This window comes from Arthrobacter sp. K4-10C, from assembly GCF_059090085.1.
In genome coordinates this window covers 207858-228698 of the sequence record NZ_JBNHFI010000003.1, presented here as the reverse complement: position 1 = coordinate 228698, position 20841 = coordinate 207858, and the positions used below count along the sequence as shown (strand labels likewise).

Genomic DNA, 20841 nt, shown 5'->3' with positions numbered 1-20841 from the left:
TTCAGCCCCCCAGATAGGCACGGCGGATTTCGTCCATGCCCTTGAGTTCCGCCGAGGAGCCGGTCAGGACGTTGCGCCCGGTTTCGAGCACGGTGGCTGTATCTACCAGCGAAAATGCGAGATTCGCGTTCTGTTCGACCACCAGCATGGCAATACCGGACTCGAGCCGCAGCCGCCGGATTGCGGCGTACACCGCCTTGGACGTGCTCGGCGCAAGTCCAAGGGAGGCTTCATCAAGCAGCAACAGCTTGGGCTTGGCCATGAACGCGCGGGCCACGGCCAGCATCTGCTGCTCGCCGCCGGACAGTGCCGCCGCCCGCGAACCGATGCGGTCCCTCAGCTGTGGAAACAGGTCCAGGCAATAGTCGACGTCGGCGGAGATCTCCTGCCGGCGCTTGCGGAGGTAGGCGCCCACCAGGAGATTCTCCCGCACGCTCAGCTGGCTTAGGGTGCCGCGGCCCTCCGGGACGTGGGCAATCCCCAGGGCGGCCACCTGGTCGGGACGGAAACCCCGGATGTCGCGTCCTTCGAATCTGATCCGTCCGCCCGTGCGGACAGTTCCGCTGATTGCACGCAGAGTAGTGGTCTTGCCAGCCCCGTTCGCACCCAGGATTCCCACAGAACCGCTCTCCGGAACAGCAAGCGAGACCCCATCGAGCACTTGCACGGGCCCATAGGACGCGGTGACGTCGGCGAGTTCAAGCAGCGTCATCCGCGTCCTCCCTCCCGATGTAGGCCTCGATAACGCGGGGATCAGATTGTGCCTGGGTCGCGGTGCCCTGCATGAGCTTGCGGCCGTGGTCGAGTACAACCACCTGCTCGGTGAGAGCTGAAATGACGCCCATATGGTGCTCCACGATCACAATCGTGATGTCCTGCTCAGCTCGTACGCGCTTCACGGTCTCGATGAGTTGGTCGACCTCGCCGTGTGACAACCCGGCTGCAGGCTCGTCAAGCAGCAACAGGGAGGGTTTGGACAGCAGGGCGCGCCACAGCTCCACGCCCTTGTGCAGTCCATGCGAGAGTTCGTCGGCTGGCAGGTTAACCGCCCAGCCCAGACCGGCACGCTCGAGGAGCCGGAGCGCTTCTTCACGCATTTCGCGCTCGGCGCGGGTGGTCCGGGGCAGCCGCAAGGCCCACGAAAGAGGTCCGCCCGGGAGCCGGATGTGTCCCCCGAGGAGTACGTTCTCCAGGACTGTGGCGTGTAATTGCAGGGCGGGATGCTGGAACGTGCGCGCCAGCCCAAGGCGGGCAAGGCGGGACGGAGCACTCCCTGACACCTCATTGCCGTCGATCGTGATCGAACCGGAGCTCGGCTTGTAATGGCCGCTGATGCAGTTGAACAAGGAGGTCTTGCCGGCGCCGTTGGGTCCTACGAGGCCGAATATCGCGCCCGGCTCCACGTCAAAGGTCACCTCCTGCAGCACCTTGACGCCGCCGAAGTGCAGGTTCACGCCGTTGAGGCTCAGGCTTGCTGCCACCCTGTACCTCCCTGTCGCAACATTGCTCGGGACGAGGCGATCCCGACGATCGCTTTGAGACCGACGGTACGGATCGGAAACGAAATTGTCAACGATCCGGGAGGGCACTCAGCCGGGCACCTTTATGAGATGCGGTACCCGCTCCTGGCGTACTCGCTGAACGGTGCGGGAGCAACGGTGGCACGGATCTCGACCTGGCGGTGAGGCTCCACCTGGCCCTTTCGGGAGTTGGGTTCTTCACCCCACACCACCGTTACCTCGGTTCCAGTCCCGGCGTGCCCGACGTCGATCGTGGCGAGGGACAGGAAGACCCGCTCATTGGCGAGGTATCCGACGTCCATCGACATTCCCACCGTCGCGCCGTCCTTCAGGATCCGATCGGTCTGGTAAAGCGCATAGCGTGATTTGGGTAGCTCAATGTACTTGGCCGGAAGACCTTCCCTGAGAACCGATCCAAGCGCTTTCGTCACGTCGTCGTCATTCCACACGAGCGTGACTTTGGTGCGGCGCTGATTTTCAGAGTGCCGCTGCAGGGCTTCCTTGCCGAGGAAATCGTGGTCGAATGACACCGATCGGCCCAGCCCGATGTCGTAGGGGGTGACATAGTAGTCGGCTGCCTCCGGGGAGTAGAAACTGCCTCCGAACGAGCCCGCTTTCGAGAGGTCCAGCCATTCGCGGTACGGCTTGAGCTCTGGTTGGAAAATGGCGGGTGGCGGGGAAGGCACCCAGCCGGACCCGAGGTTCGCCGACGAATAGCCTTTCGCCCCTACCTGCGTGATGCCAAATTCCTCGCCGTCAGCCAGCAGTTTCGCATGCACGAGTGCTGCATCAGCCCAAGGACCCCACAGCTCGAAGCCCGGCTGCCCCGCCATGCCGTGCCGCAGCACGCCTACCTTGCGCCCGCCAATCTCGACCTCACCCATGTGGAAGAACTTGAGCTCCGGAGCAGGCTGGCCAGTCACCTTTTCGATAATCGCGAGGGCGTTGGGGCCCTGAAGTTCGTAACGGAAGAGCTTGGGATCGCCCTTCCGGATCAGCGAGTGGTCGTCACGCTCCAGGCTTACGTCCCAGTCGCCGGAGGAGATGTTGTATTCAACCCAGTCGCTAAGCATGGGCAGGGCCACCAAGTCGAACGAGTTCCTGTCCAGGTGGAACAGGATGCCGTCCCCAATGACGAATCCGTCATGGTTAACGGCCACCAATTGCTTTGCCCGGCCCACCTTATACGCGGCGGCCGAGTTTGTGCCGATCCACGTGAAGAACTTGGTTGCGTCAGGACCTTTCACGAAGAGATCGGCCATGTGGTGCGACTGGTCAAGGAGGGCGCACGAGTCCCGCCAGGACGCCTGCTCACTCCGCCAGTTCGTAAACTCAGGTGTCACCGGGAACGTGAACGGCCGGGATTTCGCATTGCGCAAAACCTCGACGGCGCTGCCGCCCTTCTCGTCGATGGCGGACTGCAGGCTCTGCTTGGTCATGGTGATGCCCTTCCCGGGATGGTTTGGAACGGCAGCACAACCTAGCCGCCGGCCACCGATTGGATGATGAGGACTTCCTGGCCGGGCGAGACTTGGGTCCCAAGGCCCTCGAGGCGCCGCACCTCGTCGCCGTCAACATAGATGTTCACGAAGCGGCGCAGGGCGCCCGTCTCATCGCGGAGCCGCCTGGCCAGCACCGCAAAGTCAGACGTCACCGCATCCAGCAGCTTTCCCACCGTTACCGGCCCGTCGGCGGGCGCAGTCAGTACAGGCTGCCCGCCGGCTAAAGGCTGGAGGACGCTGGGAAGCACAACAGTGATGTCAGGCACCGGCCACCACTGCCGCCCGGACGCACAGGACGTCAGGCAGGTGGGCCGCCACTTCCGTGAACGTTTCACCCTCGTCCGCGCTTGCATAAACGGTGCCGCCGCGCGTGCCGAAATACACTCCGGCCGGTTCCGCCGTGTCCACCGAGGCGGCATCGCGCAGAACACTGTTGTACTCGCCCGTGGGCAGGCCGGACGCGAGCCGCTTCCAGGTGGAGCCGGCGTCGTCAGTGCGGTGGACAGCCAGTTCCCCGTTGGGCGGGATGCGTTCACCGTCTGCTTTCAGCGGGACAACCCAGGCCGTCCCCTCGCGGCGCGGATGCGTGAGCATCACGAACCCGAAATCGGCCGGCAAGCCCTCGGCGATGGAAGTCCAGGTATCGGCATTGTCATCCGTGCGGTACACGCCGTGGTGGTTCTGCGCATACAGGCGGCCGTCCACGGCGGGATCCGCCGCGATCTTGTGCACGCACTGCCCGAACTCCGGGTTGGGATCCGGCATGAAGTAAGCGGAGATCCCCTTGTTGCGGGGCTCCCAGGAGGTGCCGCCGTCGAGCGACCGGTAAACACCGCCGGTGCTCATGGCGACGTGCACCGTCTCCCCGGACGGGTGGACCACAATGGAGTGCGCCGCCGCGCCACCGTACCCTGCGCCCCACTCGCTCCGGTGCGGGTGGTCCCACAGGCCCCGGTTCAGTTCGAAATGCTCACCGCCGTCGTTGGACTTCCACACTGAAATTGGTTCGGCGCCGGCCCAGACCACGCCTGGCCGGGATTCGGCATCGGGATAGATCTGCCAGACACGCTCGACAGCCGCGCCGGTGTCCTCCGGGAACTTGATGGCCCCCTGCTCGGGTTCGGACCAGGTGGCGCCCAAGTCGTCGGAATGCGCGACGGTGGGTCCCCAGTGTTCATTGCGGACGCCCACCATGACCCGGGTGCGCCCGTCCCGGGTGTCGATCCCGATGCTGGGAATCTCGCTCATCAGGAAATGCGGGCCAGTGAAGGACCAATCGCGCCTGTCCCGGCTGGTGGCCAGCCACAGCCCCTTTTTGGTCCCGATTGCCAAGACAAAACTCTCTGTGGATGCCATGCCCACCATGCAACCATCGCGGTGGGCAGCCCGCAACGGTTTTCTGGCGGGCAGGGCCCGACCCTTTAGTCCTGGGTTGCTCGCCTAGTCCACAAACTCGGACTGCGTCTCGATGAAGTCCCAGTCCGCATCAGTGAGCACTGCAGCGGGATTGTCCGGGTGCGGTCCGCCTGCCTCCGCGATGCCCTGCATCACAGGAAGCGGCAGCTCCCCGGCACGGAGATTTTCCCGCAGCCACTCCTTGGTGTCGAGGTCCAGGTCCAGCCACCACATGTAGATTTCCATGCCGTCACACCCTTTCGTCTGACTCAACGTTAGGCGCGGGCATGGCCACGTTCAAGGGTGCTGCTTTGGCGGACCCCGCTGCCCACCGAGGAACAAGTAGTTTCACCCGATTTCCGCGTAGGAGCAGGTATCGCCGCAGATCAGGGGCTTGCAAAGTCGAGTACCTGCTACTCGCGACTGCCTCTTGCTGCCGCCCTAGCCTGAAACAACAAGCAAGCTGACCGTGCTGCTGGGGCACTCAGAGTCACCGCTACTCCCCCTCGCCATGGTCCGTTTCACACATACTGGGGAGAAAACAATGAAACGTACTTTTGCCACTCTGGGGGTGGTAGGGCTGGGGTTGATCGGCCTGACGGCGCCCGCCATGGCTGCCTCCGAGCGAGTCATCGTCTGCCATTCCGGCGACGGCGGATCCTGGGCACCGCTGGAATTCAATGTCAACGGCCTCGGCGGCCACGACGAGCATTCCGCAGACATCATCCCACCCACTTCGAAACTGCCTGGCGGCCAGAACTGGACCAATGCGGGGAAGATCCTCTACATCGCCAACTGCGCCGCGTTGCCGCCGGGCGAAGTTCCGCCGATCTACCCGCCCGTCGTCGTTGACCCGCCCGTCGTCGTGGTCCCCCCTGTCGTCGTTGACCCGCCCGTCGTCGTGGTCCCCCCTGTCGTCGTTGACCCCCCTGTCGTCGTGGTCCCCCCGGTCGTCGTTGACCCGCCCGTCGTCGTTGACCCCCCTGTCGTCGTGGTCCCCCCGGTCGTCGTTGACCCGCCCGTTGTCACGCCTGGTGAGACACCCGCCGAAGTACCCGCGGACGTCGTCGAGCCGCCGGCGGCCGCTCCGGTTGTTGTTCCGCCGGCCGTGGCCCCGCCGGCAGCCGGTGCCGTGGTGGTTCCCGCGCAGCCCGCCGCCGCGGCCCAGGCACCGGTACGCACCGGTGCGGCCGCCACGGCTTCGACCAGCCTGGGTACCAACCAGGGCTACAACGCCCAGACCGCGGTGGGCGGAACTGAAGGTTCCCCCGCCTGGCTCGGTGGCCTGGGGGCACTGGTGGCGGCAGGAGCGGCAGTGGCTGTGCGGCGCAGGTCCGGCGCCTCCGCAGCAGGCTAAACCCGCCATCGAGCCGCCGCCGGCGGCCTCTGACAAGGAAGGCGTCCCGCCAGTGCCCGGCGGGGCGCCTTCCTTCCTTTCATCCACTTCGAGCGCGGAGGAGCGCAATGTCCCAGGAACGCAGCCGGCATGCGGCCCGAAGCCGTCGTCCGCGGCGGGGCTGGAACCGCGGTGACCTCGCCATCCTCCTGTCCGGCGGCCTTGCCTTCCTGGCCATCACCTTCGGCGGACCGCTGCTCCATTTGCCGCAGCCGGCCGCCGTCGGAAGCGGTATAACGGCGAGCCCGGCACCTCTGGACGCCTCCTCCGCTGCGCCGGCACCCGCCGCGCCCGCACCCACCACCCCGGCTGTACAACCGGCATCCCAGTCTCCACTGCCGGCGGCAGCAGCACCGGTGCGGATCCGGTATGCGTCGGCAGGCTTTGATGTCCCGGTACATCCACTGGAGCTGGACAGTGCTGCGCAGGCCAGCCAGACCATCGTTCCGCCGGAGACCAAGGACGGATACTGGCTGGCACCGTTCGGTACACCCGGGGAGGGTTCGGCCAACACGACGTACGTCATCGGCCACAGCTGGGACGGAGCCGAGGCACCGTTCAACCAGCTGAGCTCGGCATCGCGGGTGGGGGACCGCTTCGAGGTGGACACTGCGTCGGGCGTCATGTCCTACCAGGTGGATAGCGTGACCACCTACGTGAAGTCCAGTTTGAAGGACAGCCCCATCTGGGACATCGTGCCCAACCGGCTGGTCCTCATTAGCTGCTTTACCCAGGACCCGTGGGGCAAGAACGTGGTGGTGACCGCCTCACCTGCGGTTTCATGATCCGCAGCCCTGCAAGACCTGTTCATTGCCCCTGCCCGGACGGAGAATGAGCTATGACATCGGAACGGTTCAGCGGCACCGGCCCGCTGCTGGTGGGGATCATGCCCAAACAGCATCCCGAGGTCCTGCAGACCGCTGCCGCCCTGGCCGCGCGGCTCGGCACGCCCCTGGTGTGCGCATACGTGGACGAGGCAAGTTACCTGGTGGAGTGGGACCCTGCCCGCTCGGCACACCGCCTTTCCCTTCATCCGGACGCCGATGACGGGGAGATCCGGGCGCTGTCAACGGAACTGGAAACGGACATCCGGTCCGCAGTGGACAAGGTGCCACCGGGCAGCGGCACGGTGGATTGGACGCTCCGCACCCTTGCCGGGGACCCGGCACGCGCCCTGGGCCGCCTCGCCGCCGAAGCCAACGCACCAATCATCATCGTGGGAACATCGGAGCGCGGCTTCTCGCACCGGCTGGCCGAGGCTTTGAACGGCTCGGTGGGTGCCTGGCTGACCCATCATCAAAGCAGGCCCGTGCTGGTGGTTCCCTACCGGATGCCGGCGCACCAGGACAAGCCCTGAACCTGTGCCGGTGCTGCTGATGGCACGAAAAAAGGGGCTTGAATAATAAAGCGAAAGTAGTTATTCGTGGTGCTGGCGGAGTGCACTACCACCCAGTAAGCTGATTCAAGCAGGCCGGTCCACGCAGGTGGATGCCGGGTTTGCCCAAAAGCTGCTCCGGAGTGCGTATCCCCCAATAACGCACTCCGGAGCTTTTTTGTGCCGCATTCCCCGCGGGCTTGGGATACCCCCGTCGGGTACTTGGACATATACCCCATGGGGGTATATGGTGGGTCCATGAGGCCCATAGAAGAAGCACTCGCCCTGCCCTCAGGAGACCAACGGCCCGAGCACGGGTACACGGGCAACAAGGACGCCTACCTTCGCCGGTTGAAGCGCATCGAAGGCCAGGTGCGCGGCATTGCCCGGATGGTGGACGAGGACAAGTACTGCATCGACATCCTCACCCAGGTTTCCGCCGTCACCAAGGCCCTGCACGCCGTCAGCCTCGGACTCGTCGAGGAGCATATTGGCCACTGCGTGGTGGGCGCCGCCGCCGAGCCTGACCCGGCAGCCCGCGCCGAAGCCATCGATGCCAAGGTCAAGGAAGCGGCCGACGCCATCGGCCGGCTGCTTCGCTGAAACCCCGCCGCCCCCATTGCCGGCCACCGCCGGCCAAACCAACAGGAGACAGCCATGAGCACCACCTCCCCCACCACCACAACCGTCAACGTTTCCGGCATGACCTGCGGACACTGCGTCTCCGCGGTCAGTGAAGAACTCGAAGCCCTGGCGGGCGTGGAAGCCGTGGACGTTGAACTCAACGCCGGCGGCATCTCCACTGTGACCATCACGTCCATGCAGAAGCTCTCACCGTCCGAAATCGGCGAGGCCGTGGCGGAGGCCGGATACCTGGTCGTCGCCAACGAAGCCTAGAAAGACAAGCAGGGACAACGGACATGAGTCATCAGGAGCTGCTCCGGCCGCCCGGCACACGCGAGGTGGAACTCGATATCGAGGGCATGACCTGCGCCTCATGCGTCAACCGGGTGGAGAAAAAGCTCGGCAAGCTCGAAGGCGTGGAAGCGTCCGTCAACCTTCCGCTCGAATCAGCCCACGTCACCGTCCCGGCCGGCATTACGGACCAGCAACTGGTGGACACCGTCAACGCGGCCGGCTACAAGGCCCGGCTTCGCCATGCAGCGGGGGCGGCAGCAGCTGGCCCCACTGCCGGAACAACAGGTACCTTGCCCATGGGCGGCGACACCGGGGACTTGCGTCAGCATGCATCTGAGGTGGGCAGAGGGAGCGGCCTGGGAGGAACGGGCGGGCATGCCGAGCAAGTTGCCCATGGCGACGCGTCTGGCGACCCCGTGGCCCACGGCGGCACGGCGACCCAGCTCAGGCCCCGCCTTCTTGTTGCCGCCATCCTGACCGTTCCCGTGTTCCTGATCTCCATGGTCCCGGTATTCCAGTTCCCGAACTGGGGCTGGATTGTTGCTGCACTGGCACTGCCGGTCGTGTCCTGGGCCGCCTGGCCATTCCACCGCGCCGCAGCCATCAATGCCCGGCACTTCGCGTCCACCATGGACACCCTGGTGTCCCTCGGCGTGGCCGCGGCGTACCTGTTCTCCGCCTGGCAACTCGCCCTCGACCCCCGCATGACCGAACACCCCGGCATGGAGGGGATGGAAACCGGCGGCCTCTACTTTGAGGTGGCCGCGGTTGTCACCACCTTCCTGCTGCTGGGCAGGTACCTGGAGGCCACCGCAAAACGCAAGGCCGGCGATGCCCTGCAGGCCCTCATCAACCTCGGCGCCAAGGACGCAGCCATTGTCCGGGACGGCGTGGAACACCGGATCCCTGCGGACCGGCTGCAGGTTGGCGACGTCCTGGTGGTCCGGCCCGGCGAAAAGATCGCCACCGACGGTGTGGTGGTGGACGGCAGCTCAGCAGTGGACGCGTCCCTGGTCACCGGCGAGTCCGTCCCGGTGGAAGTGGGACCGGGAACAACTGTCACCGGCGCAACCATCAACACCTCCGGCAGGCTGCTGGTCAAGGCAACAAGGGTAGGTTCCGAAACCACCCTTGCCCAAATGGCACGCCTCGTGTCCCAGGCGCAGACCGGTAAAGCACCCATCGCCCGGCTGGCGGACCGCATCAGCGCAGTCTTCGTGCCGGTGGTCCTGGCCATCGCCGTGGCCACTTTCGCGGTGTGGCTCCTCCTCCCAGGCCCGGACGTAACAGGCGCCGAGATCCGCTCGGCCTTCACGGCCGCCGTCGCCGTCCTGGTCATCGCCTGCCCCTGCGCCCTGGGACTGGCCACACCGGTGGGCCTGCTCACCGGCACCGGCCGCGGAGCGCAGCTGGGCATCCTCATCAAGGGGCCGCAGGTCCTGGAGGACACCCGCACCGTGGACACCATCCTGCTCGACAAGACCGGTACCGTGACTACCGGCGTCCTTGCCGTGGACGCCGTCACGGCATTCGGCAGCTTTGAGGGAAGCGACGTACTCCGGCTGGCCGGGGCGGTGGAGGCAGCGTCCGAGCATCCGGTGGCGCGCGCCATCGCCGTGGCCGCCAAGGAGCCACAGCCAACGGACGACGGCGGCCCCCTGCCTACCGTGCAGGCCTTCCGTTCCGCGCCCGGCGGCGGAGTGGCAGGGACCGTCGAGGGCCGGCAGGTGGTGGCCGGGCGGACCGGGTGGCTGGAGCACAACAACGTGTGCTTCACCAAAGAGCAGCATGCGGCGCTGGCGGCGGCGGAAGCGGGCGGCGCCACAGCAATCTGGGTCGCGGTGGACGGCGTCCCGGCCGGCATCATCAGCCTGCGGGACACTGTCAAGGAGGGGTCGGCAGCGGCAGTCGCCAGGCTGAGGCACCTGGGCCTGCGCCCCATCCTGCTGACTGGCGACAATGCCGCCGTGGCTGCCCAGGTAGCCGCCGCCGTCGGCATCGACACCGGGGACGTCTACGCCGGCGTCCTGCCGGAAGGAAAGGTGGAGGCGGTCCGAAGGCTGCAGGCCGGCGGCGCCACCGTCGCCATGGCCGGTGACGGCGTCAACGATGCCGCCGCGCTGGCGCAGGCGGATCTCGGGATCGCAATGGGGTCCGGCACGGACGTTGCCATCGAAGCCGCGGACCTGACCGTCATGGGCAACGACCTCGCCCAGGTTGCCCAGGCGATCGAGCTGTCCCGGAAGACGCTGGCCACCATCAAGACCAACCTGTTCTGGGCTTTCTTCTACAACGCCGTGGGCATCCCGGTAGCCGCGCTGGGACTGCTCAATCCCATGATTGCCGGTGCAGCCATGGCTGCAAGCTCGGTCCTGGTGGTGGCCAACTCGCTGCGTCTGCGGGGCTTCGGCAAGTAGCTGCCCGTATTCGGGAGAAAACGGAGACAGGGCGTTTCAGGCAGCGCCGTAACGCACGGCGGCGCGTGCCCTGGCCTTGGCGGCCTCTGCATCCCGGTCCTTGGGCGGAGCCTGCGTGACAAGCGAGTCCAGGAGGTGCTGGGTGATGTGGGCGATCTCGTGGACCGCCTCATCGAACGCTTCCTGGTTGGCCTTGGAGGGTTTGGTGCTGCCGCTGATCTTGCGCACATACTGCAGTGCGGCGGCGTGCACCTCCTCGGAGGTGGCGTGCGGCTCGAAGTTGTGGAGGGTTCGGATATTCCGGCACATAAAGCCCATGCTAGGCTCTGGAGCGCCTGGGATCGACCCCTCCTGTACGCGTCCGCGGGCACCCGTCCATGGGGAGCCCGGCATGGGCAGGGGTGCCCATCGACACTGTTTGAAGGGCCGGGATAGGTTTTAGGCGATGGATCTTCCGGATGAGCCGGGAGGCCGCTGGGGATGCCGACCGTATTCGGATCCACTAACCAAGAGGAGAAACTGATGGCTATTTGGGGTGCAGACGTTGAGCAGCTTCGCCAGCTCGGCAGCAAGCTTCAGGCAGGCGCGTCCGAGATCGAGACGCAGAAGTCCACTCTCACCAAGGTTTTGAGCAGCACCAACTGGGAAGGCCCGGACGCGGACAAGTTCCGTAACGAGTGGTCCGGAACCCACACCGCCATGCTGACCAAGGTTGCTGAAGCGCTGAAGGATGCCGGCAGCCAGGCAAAGCGGAACGCCGAGGAGCAGAGCCAGGCCTCCCGCTAAGCTTCCGGCTGCGCAAGCATCGCCGGCAGGGTTCGGTGCGGCACTTAGGGGACGGGTTCGACGTCGTTCGCGTGCGCCAGCGGTGACGGCACCTTTGGTGCCGCCTCCTGGCCAGCCACCCCTACTGTTTCCGCCGCAGAAGCACGGAGTTCATCCAGCCGGACCAGGATGACCCCGCCCACGATCAGGACGCCGCCCAGCAGCTGGATGGCACCGGGCAGTTCCCCCAGCAGCAGCCAGGCCCACACCACTGCGAAAAGGACCTCTGTCAGCGACACGAAGGACGCCACCTTGGAGCCCAGGGCCCGCGCGGCCACGATGCCGGAGACGTAAGCCAGCACCGTTGCCAGGACCACCAGGCCGGCCAGGGATATCCACCAGGGAGCCACCCACGCTCCGAGTTTTGTGTCAGCGGTGCTGAAGGTCATGGGCAGCAGGCCCGTGCCACCGGCAAGCCACATCACGGCAGCACCCACCATAAGGCCGCCGGAGGCCAGCACGATGGGCGGCAGGGTGTCGTTCTCCCTGGCGGTGATGAAGAAGTACATGGCCAGGCAGACAGCTGCGGCAATGCCCCAGAGGACACCGATGGGATCGACCCTCACCGCCCCGGTAAGGTCCAGGACCAGCACTAGGCCGCCCAGGGAGAGCAGGGTTCCACCCAGCGTCAGTGCCCGCGGCCGCTTCCGGCTGGCGGCCCATAGCCACAGCACGATCAGGACAGGCGCCAGGTATTCCATGAGCAGTGCAACGCCCACGGACAGCCGGGCCACGGCATTGAAGTAGAACAGCTGGCACGCCGCCACACCGATCAGGCCAAACAGCAGGATGGTCAGCCAGTTGTCCCGCAGCTGGTGCCAGCGCCCCCGCAGCGCGAACAGGGCAGGGATGGCGAGTATCAGGGCGGCGCCAGTGAGTCGAAGCGTCACAGCCGCACCGGTTGACCAGCCGGTTTCCAGCAAGGCTTTGGCGAACGAGCCAGAGGTGCCGAAGACGGCGGAGGAGAACAGCGCAATGCCGAGTCCGGATGCCAGGAATCCCCGCGCAGGTGCCGGGCGGCTTTGGGGGTGGTTATTGGCGGCAGGCACCGTCGCCTCCTGTCAGGGGTAAAGTGGGGTATTGGTCATGACAGTACTCGTCTGCACTGTAAGGAGTCAAGATGGTTTTTGCCCCTGACACTGAGGTGGCGCTGCGCTCCGTGGTGGACCTCATCAATTCCGCGGCAAACGGAAGGGAAGGGCTGGCCTCCCAGTCGGATCTCGACGCCTTCCTGGCAGCCGAGGGATTTACCGGCTCCCGGACCAGGGACGCGGCGGAACTGGCCAGCGTCCGGGCGCTGCGCCGCCAGCTTGCCGACCTCTGGACCGCCGATGAGGACACGATCGTGGACACGGTGAACCGCTTGCTGCGCGAGGCAAACGCGCTGCCCCAGCTGGTCAAGCACGACGCGTGGGACTGGCACCTGCACGCCACCGCGCCCGAAGCCCCCCTTGCGGACCGGATGAGCACGGAGGCAGCGATGGCCCTGGCGGACGTGATCCGCGGCAAGGAGTTGGACCGGCTGCGCACGTGCGAGGCCGATGACTGCGACGCCGTTGTACTGGACCTCACGCGGAACAGGTCAAAGCGGTACTGCGATACCGGGAACTGTGCCAACCGGGCCCACGTGGCCGCCTATCGGGCACGGCAGGCGGCGGCGGGCTAGCGCGCCCACCCTTTGGCGGCACTCCGGGTCAGCGGCCCGCTGGGCCCTCGGGGCCGGCGTCGGAAGCGGGCGGGTTTTCTGCGCCGGGTGTACCGAAGCCGTGGGACGGTTTCTTGGCGGAGCTGAGATTGATCCCGGAGCCCTTGCCCAGGTGCTCGGCGTTTTCCTTGTAACTCATGGACAGCATGGCCGCGATCACCAGGGTGACGATAAACGCGATGCCGGCGCCGGTGAAGGCCAGGTCGAAGCGGGGCACCTTGGCGCTGCCGCCCGAGGCAAAGATCAACACGGCAACGAAGGTGACAACGGCCCAGAACGCGGAAAACATCAGCGGCCCCTTCACCGAGGTCCGCAGTTTGCGCGGTTTTCCTGGATGCTGGTCTGCCACGGTAAATCCTCCCTGCAGGCGGCATGCCGGCCGTCCTGGTTTACGTTGGTGGTCTGCCCGGCCCTTTTTCTACAGTAAGTAGAACCGTGCTTTCCTAGTTTACGGCTTTCCGGCGCCGGTCCGGGCATCATGCCGAAGCGTCAGTCCGGAAAGCACCCACAAAACCCCGGAAATAATCGCGCCTCCGCCGGCCACGCCAAGCAGGGCATGGGCACCCAAGCCGATGAAGAAGGGCAGGACAGCGGCGGTTCCGAGGCCAACGACGCCGGATGCGATCCAGTCCCGCGCCAGGACATGCCGGCCCCGGTGGCGAACGCCGCACCACAATTCCAAGGCACCCGCAACAGCCAGGCCGAGCGCGGCGATGACAGCGAACAGCAGGTCCCCGTGGAGCACCAACAGTGCGAAACCCGCGCCTGTCAGTACGGAGCCGCCGGCGGAGAGCAGCTTGCCCGGCGCGGAGTCACGCGGGAAGCCGGAGGCGGGGGCGCCCCACAGGGTGATCACGCCGGTGGCCAGCAGGTAGAGCCCGCCCGCCCAGCCCATGACTTCGATGGAAGGCGACGGCCAGAAGATGGTCACGGCACCGAACACGAGCGCAGCCGCGGAGCGGAGCAGGACCGGCCTCCAAAGATCGGTCCCGGCAGTGGTTCCCGGCGCAGCGCCTGCGGGTGTAAGTGGTTGCGTCACCGGTCCAGTTTAGTGGGGAGCCGCGCCGCGCATATCAACAGCTGCGCATGACTGCGAATCAGGCCGAACCCAAAACCATCCAGCGGTCCGATCTGGCGCGGAGCCCCAGGGTGACTGCACGGGCGGCCATGTACCCCAGCGCGAAGGCTGCCCACAGCCAGCCCAGGCCCGCTGCTCCTGCGGCACCAGACCAGGCAACAGCCGCGAGCAGGGGGACATACACGGCGAGATTGACCAGCCCGGCCAGGGCGAGGTACCGGGCATCCCCGGCGCCAATGAGCACCCCATCCAAGACAAAGACGTATCCGGCAACGGGCTGGCCGGCGGCGAGGACCCACAGCGCAACTGCCAGGAAGGACTGCACCTGCTGGTCCGGTGTGAATAGGGCTCCCACCCAGGGCGCCACCGCGGCCAGCAACAGACCGGTCAGCACGCCGAAGCCGGTTCCCCAGCGCGTCATCGTCCGCGTGAGCACACGTGCTTTCGCCCCGTTGGAGGCGCCGAGCTCCTTGCCGATCAGGGCCTGCGCGGCAATGGCCAGGGCGTCCAGGGCAAAAGCCAGGAACGAAAAGATGGTCATCGCCAGCTGGTGGGCGGCGAGGTTGGCGGCACCCTGTGCGGTCACCACCAGCACGGTCGCCAGGATGGCTGCGCGCAGGCTCAGCGTGCGCAGCATCAGCCAGGAGCCCACTTTGGTCATGCTGCGGATCCCCCGCCAGCTGGGCATGAGGCTGACGCCATGCCGCACCGCGTTGCGCCGTACCATGACCACATAGACAGCGGCCATGGCCCACTGCGCCACGCTGGTTCCGACTGCCGAGCCGGTAACCGACCAGCCGAGGCCATAGACCAGCCACAGGTTAAGGACGATGTTGAGCCCGAAGCCGGCGGTGGCCACCACCAGCGGCGTGCGCGTATCCTGCAGGCCGCGGAGAACGCCGGTGCCTGCGAAGACCAGCAGCATCGCCACCAGTCCGGGCATGGACCAGCGGAGGTAATCCACCGCGAAGCTGCGCACCTCGCCCTGCGCACCCATCAGGCCAATCAGCGGCTCGGCCGCCATGAAGCCCGCCACCGCCAGCACCACACCCAGGAGCAGCGCCAGCCACACGCCGTCGCGCCCGGCTGCAAGGGCCTTGCCCAACTGCCCTTCGCCGATGGCGCGCGCTACCGCCGGTGTTGTGGAGTATGCCAGGAACACCATGAGCCCGACGACGGTGTGCAGCACAGCCGATGCCAGTCCGACGCCCGCCAGCTGGGCAACCCCGAGGTGCCCCACGATGGCGGAATCCGCAAGCAGGAACAACGGTTCGGCGACGAGCGCGCCGAACGCGGGTACGGCAAGGCGAAGGATTTCCCGCGCGTGGCCTTTGCGGGCCAAGACGGGTAGCGGAGTGGAAGGTTGGGGCACTCTGCCAGCCTAACCGGCGGGCCCCAGGCCTCGCCTCCGGACGGGCACGCATGACAAAGCCCACACCTTCAGCCCAATAGTTGACTCTTCAACCATTCTCGGAGAGACTGGAACGCATGAACCAGTCCCGACTTACCACAACCGCCCTCACGGCCCTGCGCATCGTTTTGGGCTTCCTCTTTGCAGCCCACGGCTGGCAGAAGTTCTCCGAATGGACCATCGCCGGAACCCAGGCCTCGTTCGCCAAGATGGGCGTGCCCGCGGCGGAGATTGCCGCCCCGGTGGTCGCCACACTCGAGCTCGCCGGCGGCATCGCACTGATCCTGGGCATCCTGACCCGGGTTATTGCAGCCCTCCTGGCACTCGACATGCTGGGCGCCCTACTCCTTGTGCATGCGTCCGCGGGCGTCTTCGCCGCAAACGGCGGCTATGAATTGGTCCTGCTGCTGGCAGCAGCCGCCTTCGCGCTGGCACTCACCGGCGCTGGCCGCCTCTCCGTGGACCGCGCCCTTTTCGGCCGCGAAAATTCCAGGCTGGCGGCCCTGGCTTAGACCGGACCGAAGAAGAACGCACGACGGCGGCTTCGCACCTGTGTGCACGGCCGCCGTCGTGCGTTAATCACAACACCGGTCAACCCACGGGACCTTCGGACTAACACGGGTGAACAAATAGAACCACAAGAACACAGGAAATTCCGGGAAAACGCTTGCCCTGAGCCAGTGCGCGCTGATAGACCATATGTAGTGCAGCGTGCGAGCTGCATCACCCGCACCCAGGTCTCAGCTTCTCCATCAACGTCTCTTTTAGGGGAACAACCCCAAACGCCAGGCACGCTTTCGTTTGCCCGCCCGGTTTTTGAATCGTTCCAAGCTGTGCCCCGGGCTGTGTTGCAACCGCTCATCGAAGGAGATGTCCGTGAACCAACCCCCGCAAGCCAGTCCCGGTCCCCAGGAAAGCCCACCGCTGGGCAGGAGGATCTTCACCTCCGGCGCAAAGGCTGCCACCGCAGCTGCTGCCTCCGCCGCGATTGCCTTTACCGGCCTTCCCGCGGTCCACGCCGATACCGCCCTGCCGCCCGTGGGCAGCGGGTTCAAGTTCGATTTCGGCCCCGGCACAACGTCCGACGGGTACACCCGCGTTGATGCGGGCACGCAATACTCCGCCGGGGGGAAGTTCGGCTTTACGGACACCGCCGTTACCTCCGGCGCTGACCGCGGCACGGGCGACGCCCTCCGTTCGGACTTCGTCCAGGCCCAGGGCAGCACCTTCCTGGTGGACCTGCCCAACGGTGATTACACGGTCAAGCTGATAGCCGGGGACGCCACGGAAGCTACCAACATCGCCATCACGGCCGAAAAGATGGCCAAGGTCCAGACCACGGACAAGCCTGCGGGCCAGTACCTGGAAATGGAGTTTCCAATTTCGCTGGTGGACGGCCAGCTGAACCTTGATTTCAGCGGCACGGCAGCCAAGATCAACTCGCTCGTCATCGTTGCCCGGGCCCCGCGCACAGCCACCGCCGATCCAGGTGTCTACCTGGCCGGGGACTCCACTGTCCAGACCTACGACGCCGGATATGTTCCGCAGGCTGGCTGGGGCCAGATGATCGAGCGCTACTTCGACAGCGCTGTCACGTTCCGCAATCACGCCATTGGCGGCCGAAGCTCCAAGAACTTCATCAGCCAGGGACGGCTCGACGAGATCCTCCGCGTCATAAACCCCGGTGACTACCTGGTGGTCCAGTTCGGCCATAACGACGCCACCATCGGCGTTGACGACCGCTACGCCTCCCCCGCCGACTACAAGGAATACCTCCGGACCTACGTCCACGGCGCCCGCCAGCGGGGCGCCACCCCCATCCTGGTGACGCCCGTGGGCCGCCGCGACTATGACGAGGCCACGGGGAAGTTCCGTGTCAGCTTCCCGGAGTACGTGGCCAAGATGCAGGAGCTGGCGGCCGAGGAGAACGTGGCCCTCGTGGACCTCTCGGCCTCAAGCCGTGCCTACTACGACGAGATCGGCCCCGAGGACACCAAGTCGGTCTTCCTCCACGTCGACGCCGGCGTGTACCCCAACCGGCCTACCGGCACAGTGGACAACACCCACTTCCAGGAATACGGCGCCATCCAGATTGCACGCCTGGTTGCGGGTGGCGTGAAAGGGCTGAACGTGCCGCTGGCGGCACGCGTGCGGGAGGTCGCACCGCCGTCGTCCGTTCCTGCCAGGCCGCAGGGCCTGGTGGCCGGCAGTATCTCCAACGCCGGTGCCTTGCTCAAATGGCAGCCAGTGGAAGGTGCGGACATCTACAAGGTGTACCGGAAGCCCGCCGAAGAGCCTGACAGCGCGTACAAACTCACCACCTCGTCAACGGTTCCCACCGTCAGCCTGACCGGACTTGCCGAAGGGACGGCGTACAGCGTCCGGGTGGCAGCGATGAACGGCAAGGGCATGTCCGAGCCCAGCGACGCACTGGCCGTGACCACCAAAAAGGCCAAGTACAAGTTCGACTTCGGCCCGGTGGGGGCGCCAGTCGAACCGGGCTACACCGAGGTGAACCGGACAATGGCCTACACACCGGAGCGGACGTTCGGGTTCAAGGACACTTCCGTCCTCAGCGACCGCGACCGCGGGGCTGTGACCAGCAACCTCCTCCGGGACTTCGTCCTCAGTGCCACCAGCTTCGAGTTCCAGCTGGACGTGCCCAACGGCACCTACGCCTTGAAGACTTACCACAGCGACTGGATCGGCTCCACCAGGACCGACGTTGCGGCCGAAGGTATCCCGTTTGGCCAGGTTTCCTCTGGCAGGGCCTCCTCCGCCACCAAGATCATTAACCAGGTCCTGGTCTCGGACGGGCAGCTGAACCTCTCCATCAGCGGTTCGGGCCAGCGGCTCAACGGCCTGGAGGTCACCCCGCTGCTGGTTGGCCCCACCAACCTGCGCACCACGGCCGTGAACGCAGCCGCCGATCCGGCCACCGTGGATCTCGCCTGGGACTCTGTTGCGGACGCCGCCAGCTACAAGGTATTCCGCAAGGCCTCCTTCGAGACCGAACCCCAGTTGGTGGCCGAAAACGTATCGGCTTCCTCCTTCCAGGACACCACCGCGTTCCCCGGACTGACCTACAAGTACTTCGTGACCGCCGTAGACAGCACCGGCCTCGAATCAGTCCCCTCCAATACGGTGGAGGGCGCCCTCGTGGACCCCAACACCCCGGTTCCCGCGGCCACCGGCAAGGTGGACGTCAAGGCCGTTGAGAAGACCAGCGTCACCTTGAAATGGCAGAAGGTGGCTAACGCCGCCGCCTACCAGGTCTACCGATCCACCTCGCCGGACGGCCCGTTCGAATACGTTGGCCGCGCCACCGAGGTGAACTACACCGACTACACGGTGCTGACCACCATCAAGTACTACTACCGGGTCACCACAGTGAACAACGGCGGCGAGTCCGCGCCTTCGCCCGTGGTGGGGACTGAAAAGGTCACGGTGGTCAACCGGCAGATGGAACAGCTCGACCGCGCCCCCGTGGCACTCCTGACGGAAGGCGGAGTGCGGGTGGGCTGGCGCATGCTGGGCCTGGATCCGGAGCAGATCGGCTTCCATGTGATCCGGGACGGCGTCCAGCTCACCGAAGAGCCCATCCGCAACAGCACCACTTTCCTGGACCCGGCAGGGACGGCCGCTTCCCGCTACGCCATCAAGGCCATCGGCGCCGGCGGTGACCAGCTGACGCCGGAGTTCACGCCGCTGGGGCAGGACTACCTGGCGGTCAGGCTGGACAAGCCGGCGGACGATTACACCAAGGACGGACAGCCCTACACCTATTCCGCCGGTGACGCGAGCGTCGCCGACCTTGACGGCGACGGGAAGTACGAAATCCTCCAGATGTGGTCCCCGTCCAATGCGAAGGACAACTCCCAGGCGGGTTACACCGGCACTGTCTACGTGGACGCGTACCGGATGGACGGCACCAGGCTCTGGCGGATCAACATGGGACCGAACATCCGGGCCGGCGCCCACTACACCCAGCTCCTGGCCTACGACTTCGACGGCGACGGCAAGGCTGAAGTTGCCATGAAAACGGCGGACGGCACACGTGACGGTGCCGGAACTGCGATCGGAAACGCCGGCGCCGACTACCGCAACAGCAGCGGCTATGTACTCTCCGGCCCCGAGTTCCTCACCGTTTTCCATGGCGCCACCGGCACCGTGATGGACACCGTGGCCTATGACCCGCCGCGGGGGGACGTGGGTGCGTGGGGCGACACCTACGGCAACCGGGTGGACCGCTTCCTGGGCGCCGTGGCCTATCTGGACGGGGAACGCCCGTCCATGATGTTCAGCCGCGGCTACTACACCCGGGCCGTGCTGGCCGCATACGACCTGGTGGGCGGCAAGATCATCAAGCGCTGGATCTTCGACTCCGATGCCACCGGAGCGCAGTACCGTGGCCAGGGCAACCACAACCTGTCCGTGGCCGACGTGGACGCCGACGGCAAGGACGAGTTCATCTTCGGATCCATGACCATCGACGACAACGGCAAGCCGCTCTACACCACCGGCCTGGGCCACGGGGACGCCATCCACACCAGCGACTTCGACCCGTCCCGGCCTGGGCTGGAAACCTTTGCAGCCCACGAGGACATGGGAGCCAGCGGCAACCGCGGCGCCACATTCCGGGACGCCAAAAACGGTGAAGTGCTGTGGAGTATCCCGGCGGTGAAGGATACCGGCCGCGCGGCGATGAGCGACATCGATCCCCGATACGCCGGTGCCGAGGGCTGGGCCATCGGCGGCGACTCCGCGTGGAACTCCACCATGGGCCAGCTCCGCTCCGCGAAGGGCGAGCTGATCGCCGAGAAGATTCCCGCCGCAAATTTCCTGGCCTGGTGGGACGGTGACCTGCTCCGCGAGATCGTTGACCACGACTGGGATGCCACCACAAGCACCGGCACGCCCAGCATCGCCAAGTGGAACTGGCAGGCAGCATCAAGTGACAGGCTGCTGACCGCAGCAGGCGCAAAGTCGAACAACAGCACCAAGGGCAACCCTGCCGTCCAGGCAGACCTCCTGGGTGACTGGCGTGAAGAAATTGCCTGGCCTTCGGCTGACAGCACGGAACTGCGGATCTACACCACCGCAGCCGGCACGGACGTCCGGCTCCGGACCCTGATGCACGATCCGGTGTACCGCCTGTCCGTGGCAAGGGAGAACATCTCCTACAACCAGCCGCCGCACCCGGGCTTCTTCATCGGCGAAGGCATGGTACTGCCTGGCCAGCCGGATATCGTCTACACCAGGGCCGGCTGATCCCGGCATCCCGTACGCTGCCCCGTCC

The 20841-nt window shown here is 66.0% G+C and carries 21 protein-coding genes; 10 read left to right on the top strand and 11 right to left on the bottom strand.

From position 1 onward, the window contains the following. Position 1: 1 nt before the first annotated feature. From AC5RUU_RS05580 to AC5RUU_RS05555, 6 genes are all read right to left on the bottom strand, one after another. Positions 2-712, bottom strand: a complete 711-nt coding sequence (locus AC5RUU_RS05580; RefSeq protein ID WP_493974214.1) for an ABC transporter ATP-binding protein — start codon at positions 710-712, stop codon at positions 2-4. Further along, a complete protein-coding gene (locus AC5RUU_RS05575; protein ID WP_493974213.1) occupies positions 699-1481 on the bottom strand; it encodes an ABC transporter ATP-binding protein in 783 nt (260 codons plus the stop codon). Before AC5RUU_RS05575 ends, AC5RUU_RS05580 begins: the two co-directional genes overlap by 14 nt. A gap of 122 nt (positions 1482-1603) precedes the next feature. Next, positions 1604-2959, bottom strand: a complete 1356-nt coding sequence (locus AC5RUU_RS05570) for an aminomethyl transferase family protein (RefSeq protein ID WP_493974212.1) — start codon at positions 2957-2959, stop codon at positions 1604-1606. Positions 2960-3000: 41 nt separating this feature from the next. Beyond that, the gene (locus AC5RUU_RS05565) at positions 3001-3288 is read right to left on the bottom strand and encodes a MoaD/ThiS family protein (RefSeq protein ID WP_493974211.1); all 288 of its coding nucleotides are present in this window, start codon (positions 3286-3288) and stop codon (positions 3001-3003) included. Further along, positions 3281-4387, bottom strand: a complete 1107-nt coding sequence (locus AC5RUU_RS05560; protein ID WP_493974210.1) for a WD40/YVTN/BNR-like repeat-containing protein — start codon at positions 4385-4387, stop codon at positions 3281-3283. Before AC5RUU_RS05560 ends, AC5RUU_RS05565 begins: the two co-directional genes overlap by 8 nt. Before the next feature lie 75 nt (positions 4388-4462). Further along, complete coding sequence (locus AC5RUU_RS05555) at positions 4463-4663, bottom strand: hypothetical protein (protein WP_493974209.1); 201 nt, start codon at positions 4661-4663, stop codon at positions 4463-4465. A 298-nt stretch (positions 4664-4961) separates the two neighbouring features. Here AC5RUU_RS05555 and AC5RUU_RS05550 point away from each other — a divergent pair, with 298 nt between their 5' ends. The 6 genes from AC5RUU_RS05550 (at position 4962) to AC5RUU_RS05525 (ending at position 10523) form a co-directional block, all read left to right on the top strand. Then, on the top strand, positions 4962-5774 hold the full coding sequence (locus AC5RUU_RS05550; RefSeq protein WP_493974208.1) for a hypothetical protein: 813 nt from the start codon (positions 4962-4964) through the stop codon (positions 5772-5774). Between the two features lie 107 nt (positions 5775-5881). Further along, positions 5882-6598: a class F sortase gene (locus tag AC5RUU_RS05545; protein ID WP_493974207.1), complete on the top strand. Its 717-nt coding sequence runs from the start codon at positions 5882-5884 to the stop codon at positions 6596-6598. 53 nt (positions 6599-6651) lie between these two features. Beyond that, complete coding sequence (locus tag AC5RUU_RS05540; RefSeq protein WP_493974206.1) at positions 6652-7170, top strand: universal stress protein; 519 nt, start codon at positions 6652-6654, stop codon at positions 7168-7170. 276 nt (positions 7171-7446) lie between these two features. Beyond that, a complete protein-coding gene (locus tag AC5RUU_RS05535) occupies positions 7447-7791 on the top strand; it encodes a metal-sensitive transcriptional regulator (protein ID WP_493974205.1) in 345 nt (114 codons plus the stop codon). A 54-nt stretch (positions 7792-7845) separates the two neighbouring features. Beyond that, positions 7846-8085 carry a heavy-metal-associated domain-containing protein gene (locus AC5RUU_RS05530; protein ID WP_493974204.1) on the top strand — a complete coding sequence of 80 codons (240 nt, stop codon included), beginning with the start codon at positions 7846-7848 and terminating at the stop codon, positions 8083-8085. 23 nt (positions 8086-8108) lie between these two features. Beyond that, positions 8109-10523 carry a heavy metal translocating P-type ATPase gene (locus AC5RUU_RS05525; RefSeq protein ID WP_493974203.1) on the top strand — a complete coding sequence of 805 codons (2415 nt, stop codon included), beginning with the start codon at positions 8109-8111 and terminating at the stop codon, positions 10521-10523. Positions 10524-10559: 36 nt separating this feature from the next. Here AC5RUU_RS05525 and AC5RUU_RS05520 read toward each other — a convergent pair whose 3' ends face one another. Continuing rightward, positions 10560-10832 carry a DUF2277 domain-containing protein gene (locus tag AC5RUU_RS05520; protein ID WP_493974202.1) on the bottom strand — a complete coding sequence of 91 codons (273 nt, stop codon included), beginning with the start codon at positions 10830-10832 and terminating at the stop codon, positions 10560-10562. 213 nt (positions 10833-11045) lie between these two features. Between AC5RUU_RS05520 and AC5RUU_RS05515 the strand changes: the two genes are divergently transcribed. Then, a complete protein-coding gene (locus tag AC5RUU_RS05515) occupies positions 11046-11309 on the top strand; it encodes a WXG100 family type VII secretion target (RefSeq protein ID WP_009357070.1) in 264 nt (87 codons plus the stop codon). 44 nt (positions 11310-11353) lie between these two features. Here AC5RUU_RS05515 and AC5RUU_RS05510 read toward each other — a convergent pair whose 3' ends face one another. Then, positions 11354-12397, bottom strand: coding sequence for an EamA family transporter (locus tag AC5RUU_RS05510; RefSeq protein WP_493974201.1), 1044 nt, complete (start codon positions 12395-12397; stop codon positions 11354-11356). Between the two features lie 71 nt (positions 12398-12468). Between AC5RUU_RS05510 and AC5RUU_RS05505 the strand changes: the two genes are divergently transcribed. After that, positions 12469-13014 carry a CGNR zinc finger domain-containing protein gene (locus AC5RUU_RS05505; protein ID WP_493974200.1) on the top strand — a complete coding sequence of 182 codons (546 nt, stop codon included), beginning with the start codon at positions 12469-12471 and terminating at the stop codon, positions 13012-13014. A 28-nt stretch (positions 13015-13042) separates the two neighbouring features. Here AC5RUU_RS05505 and AC5RUU_RS05500 read toward each other — a convergent pair whose 3' ends face one another. From AC5RUU_RS05500 to AC5RUU_RS05490, 3 genes are all read right to left on the bottom strand, one after another. Further along, positions 13043-13402 carry a hypothetical protein gene (locus AC5RUU_RS05500; protein ID WP_493974199.1) on the bottom strand — a complete coding sequence of 120 codons (360 nt, stop codon included), beginning with the start codon at positions 13400-13402 and terminating at the stop codon, positions 13043-13045. Positions 13403-13501: 99 nt separating this feature from the next. Then, complete coding sequence (locus AC5RUU_RS05495) at positions 13502-14092, bottom strand: DUF308 domain-containing protein (protein WP_493974198.1); 591 nt, start codon at positions 14090-14092, stop codon at positions 13502-13504. Between the two features lie 58 nt (positions 14093-14150). After that, positions 14151-15503: an MATE family efflux transporter gene (locus AC5RUU_RS05490; RefSeq protein WP_493974197.1), complete on the bottom strand. Its 1353-nt coding sequence runs from the start codon at positions 15501-15503 to the stop codon at positions 14151-14153. Positions 15504-15619: 116 nt separating this feature from the next. Between AC5RUU_RS05490 and AC5RUU_RS05485 the strand changes: the two genes are divergently transcribed. Beyond that, positions 15620-16054 carry a DoxX family protein gene (locus tag AC5RUU_RS05485; protein WP_493974196.1) on the top strand — a complete coding sequence of 145 codons (435 nt, stop codon included), beginning with the start codon at positions 15620-15622 and terminating at the stop codon, positions 16052-16054. Positions 16055-16418: 364 nt separating this feature from the next. Next, entirely contained in the window at positions 16419-20813 is a 4395-nt protein-coding gene (locus AC5RUU_RS05480; protein WP_493974195.1) for a rhamnogalacturonan lyase family protein, read from the top strand. Positions 20814-20841 lie beyond the last annotated feature (28 nt).

Excerpts from the sequence above, each read along its gene's own strand:
- AC5RUU_RS05530 (WP_493974204.1), top strand. The coding sequence starts at position 7,846 with ATGAGCACCACCTCCCCCACCACCACAACCGTCAACGTTTCCGGCATG.
- AC5RUU_RS05535 (WP_493974205.1), top strand. The coding sequence starts at position 7,447 with ATGAGGCCCATAGAAGAAGCACTCGCCCTGCCCTCAGGAGACCAACGG.
- AC5RUU_RS05520 (WP_493974202.1), bottom strand. The coding sequence starts at position 10,832 with ATGTGCCGGAATATCCGAACCCTCCACAACTTCGAGCCGCACGCCACC.
- AC5RUU_RS05570 (WP_493974212.1), bottom strand. The coding sequence starts at position 2,959 with ATGACCAAGCAGAGCCTGCAGTCCGCCATCGACGAGAAGGGCGGCAGC.
- AC5RUU_RS05525 (WP_493974203.1), top strand. The coding sequence starts at position 8,109 with ATGAGTCATCAGGAGCTGCTCCGGCCGCCCGGCACACGCGAGGTGGAA.
- AC5RUU_RS05540 (WP_493974206.1), top strand. The coding sequence starts at position 6,652 with ATGACATCGGAACGGTTCAGCGGCACCGGCCCGCTGCTGGTGGGGATC.
- AC5RUU_RS05560 (WP_493974210.1), bottom strand. The coding sequence starts at position 4,387 with ATGGTGGGCATGGCATCCACAGAGAGTTTTGTCTTGGCAATCGGGACC.
- AC5RUU_RS05550 (WP_493974208.1), top strand. The coding sequence starts at position 4,962 with ATGAAACGTACTTTTGCCACTCTGGGGGTGGTAGGGCTGGGGTTGATC.
- AC5RUU_RS05545 (WP_493974207.1), top strand. The coding sequence starts at position 5,882 with ATGTCCCAGGAACGCAGCCGGCATGCGGCCCGAAGCCGTCGTCCGCGG.
- AC5RUU_RS05515 (WP_009357070.1), top strand. The coding sequence starts at position 11,046 with ATGGCTATTTGGGGTGCAGACGTTGAGCAGCTTCGCCAGCTCGGCAGC.
- AC5RUU_RS05580 (WP_493974214.1), bottom strand. The coding sequence starts at position 712 with ATGACGCTGCTTGAACTCGCCGACGTCACCGCGTCCTATGGGCCCGTG.
- AC5RUU_RS05555 (WP_493974209.1), bottom strand. The coding sequence starts at position 4,663 with ATGGAAATCTACATGTGGTGGCTGGACCTGGACCTCGACACCAAGGAG.
- AC5RUU_RS05485 (WP_493974196.1), top strand. The coding sequence starts at position 15,620 with ATGAACCAGTCCCGACTTACCACAACCGCCCTCACGGCCCTGCGCATC.
- AC5RUU_RS05505 (WP_493974200.1), top strand. The coding sequence starts at position 12,469 with ATGGTTTTTGCCCCTGACACTGAGGTGGCGCTGCGCTCCGTGGTGGAC.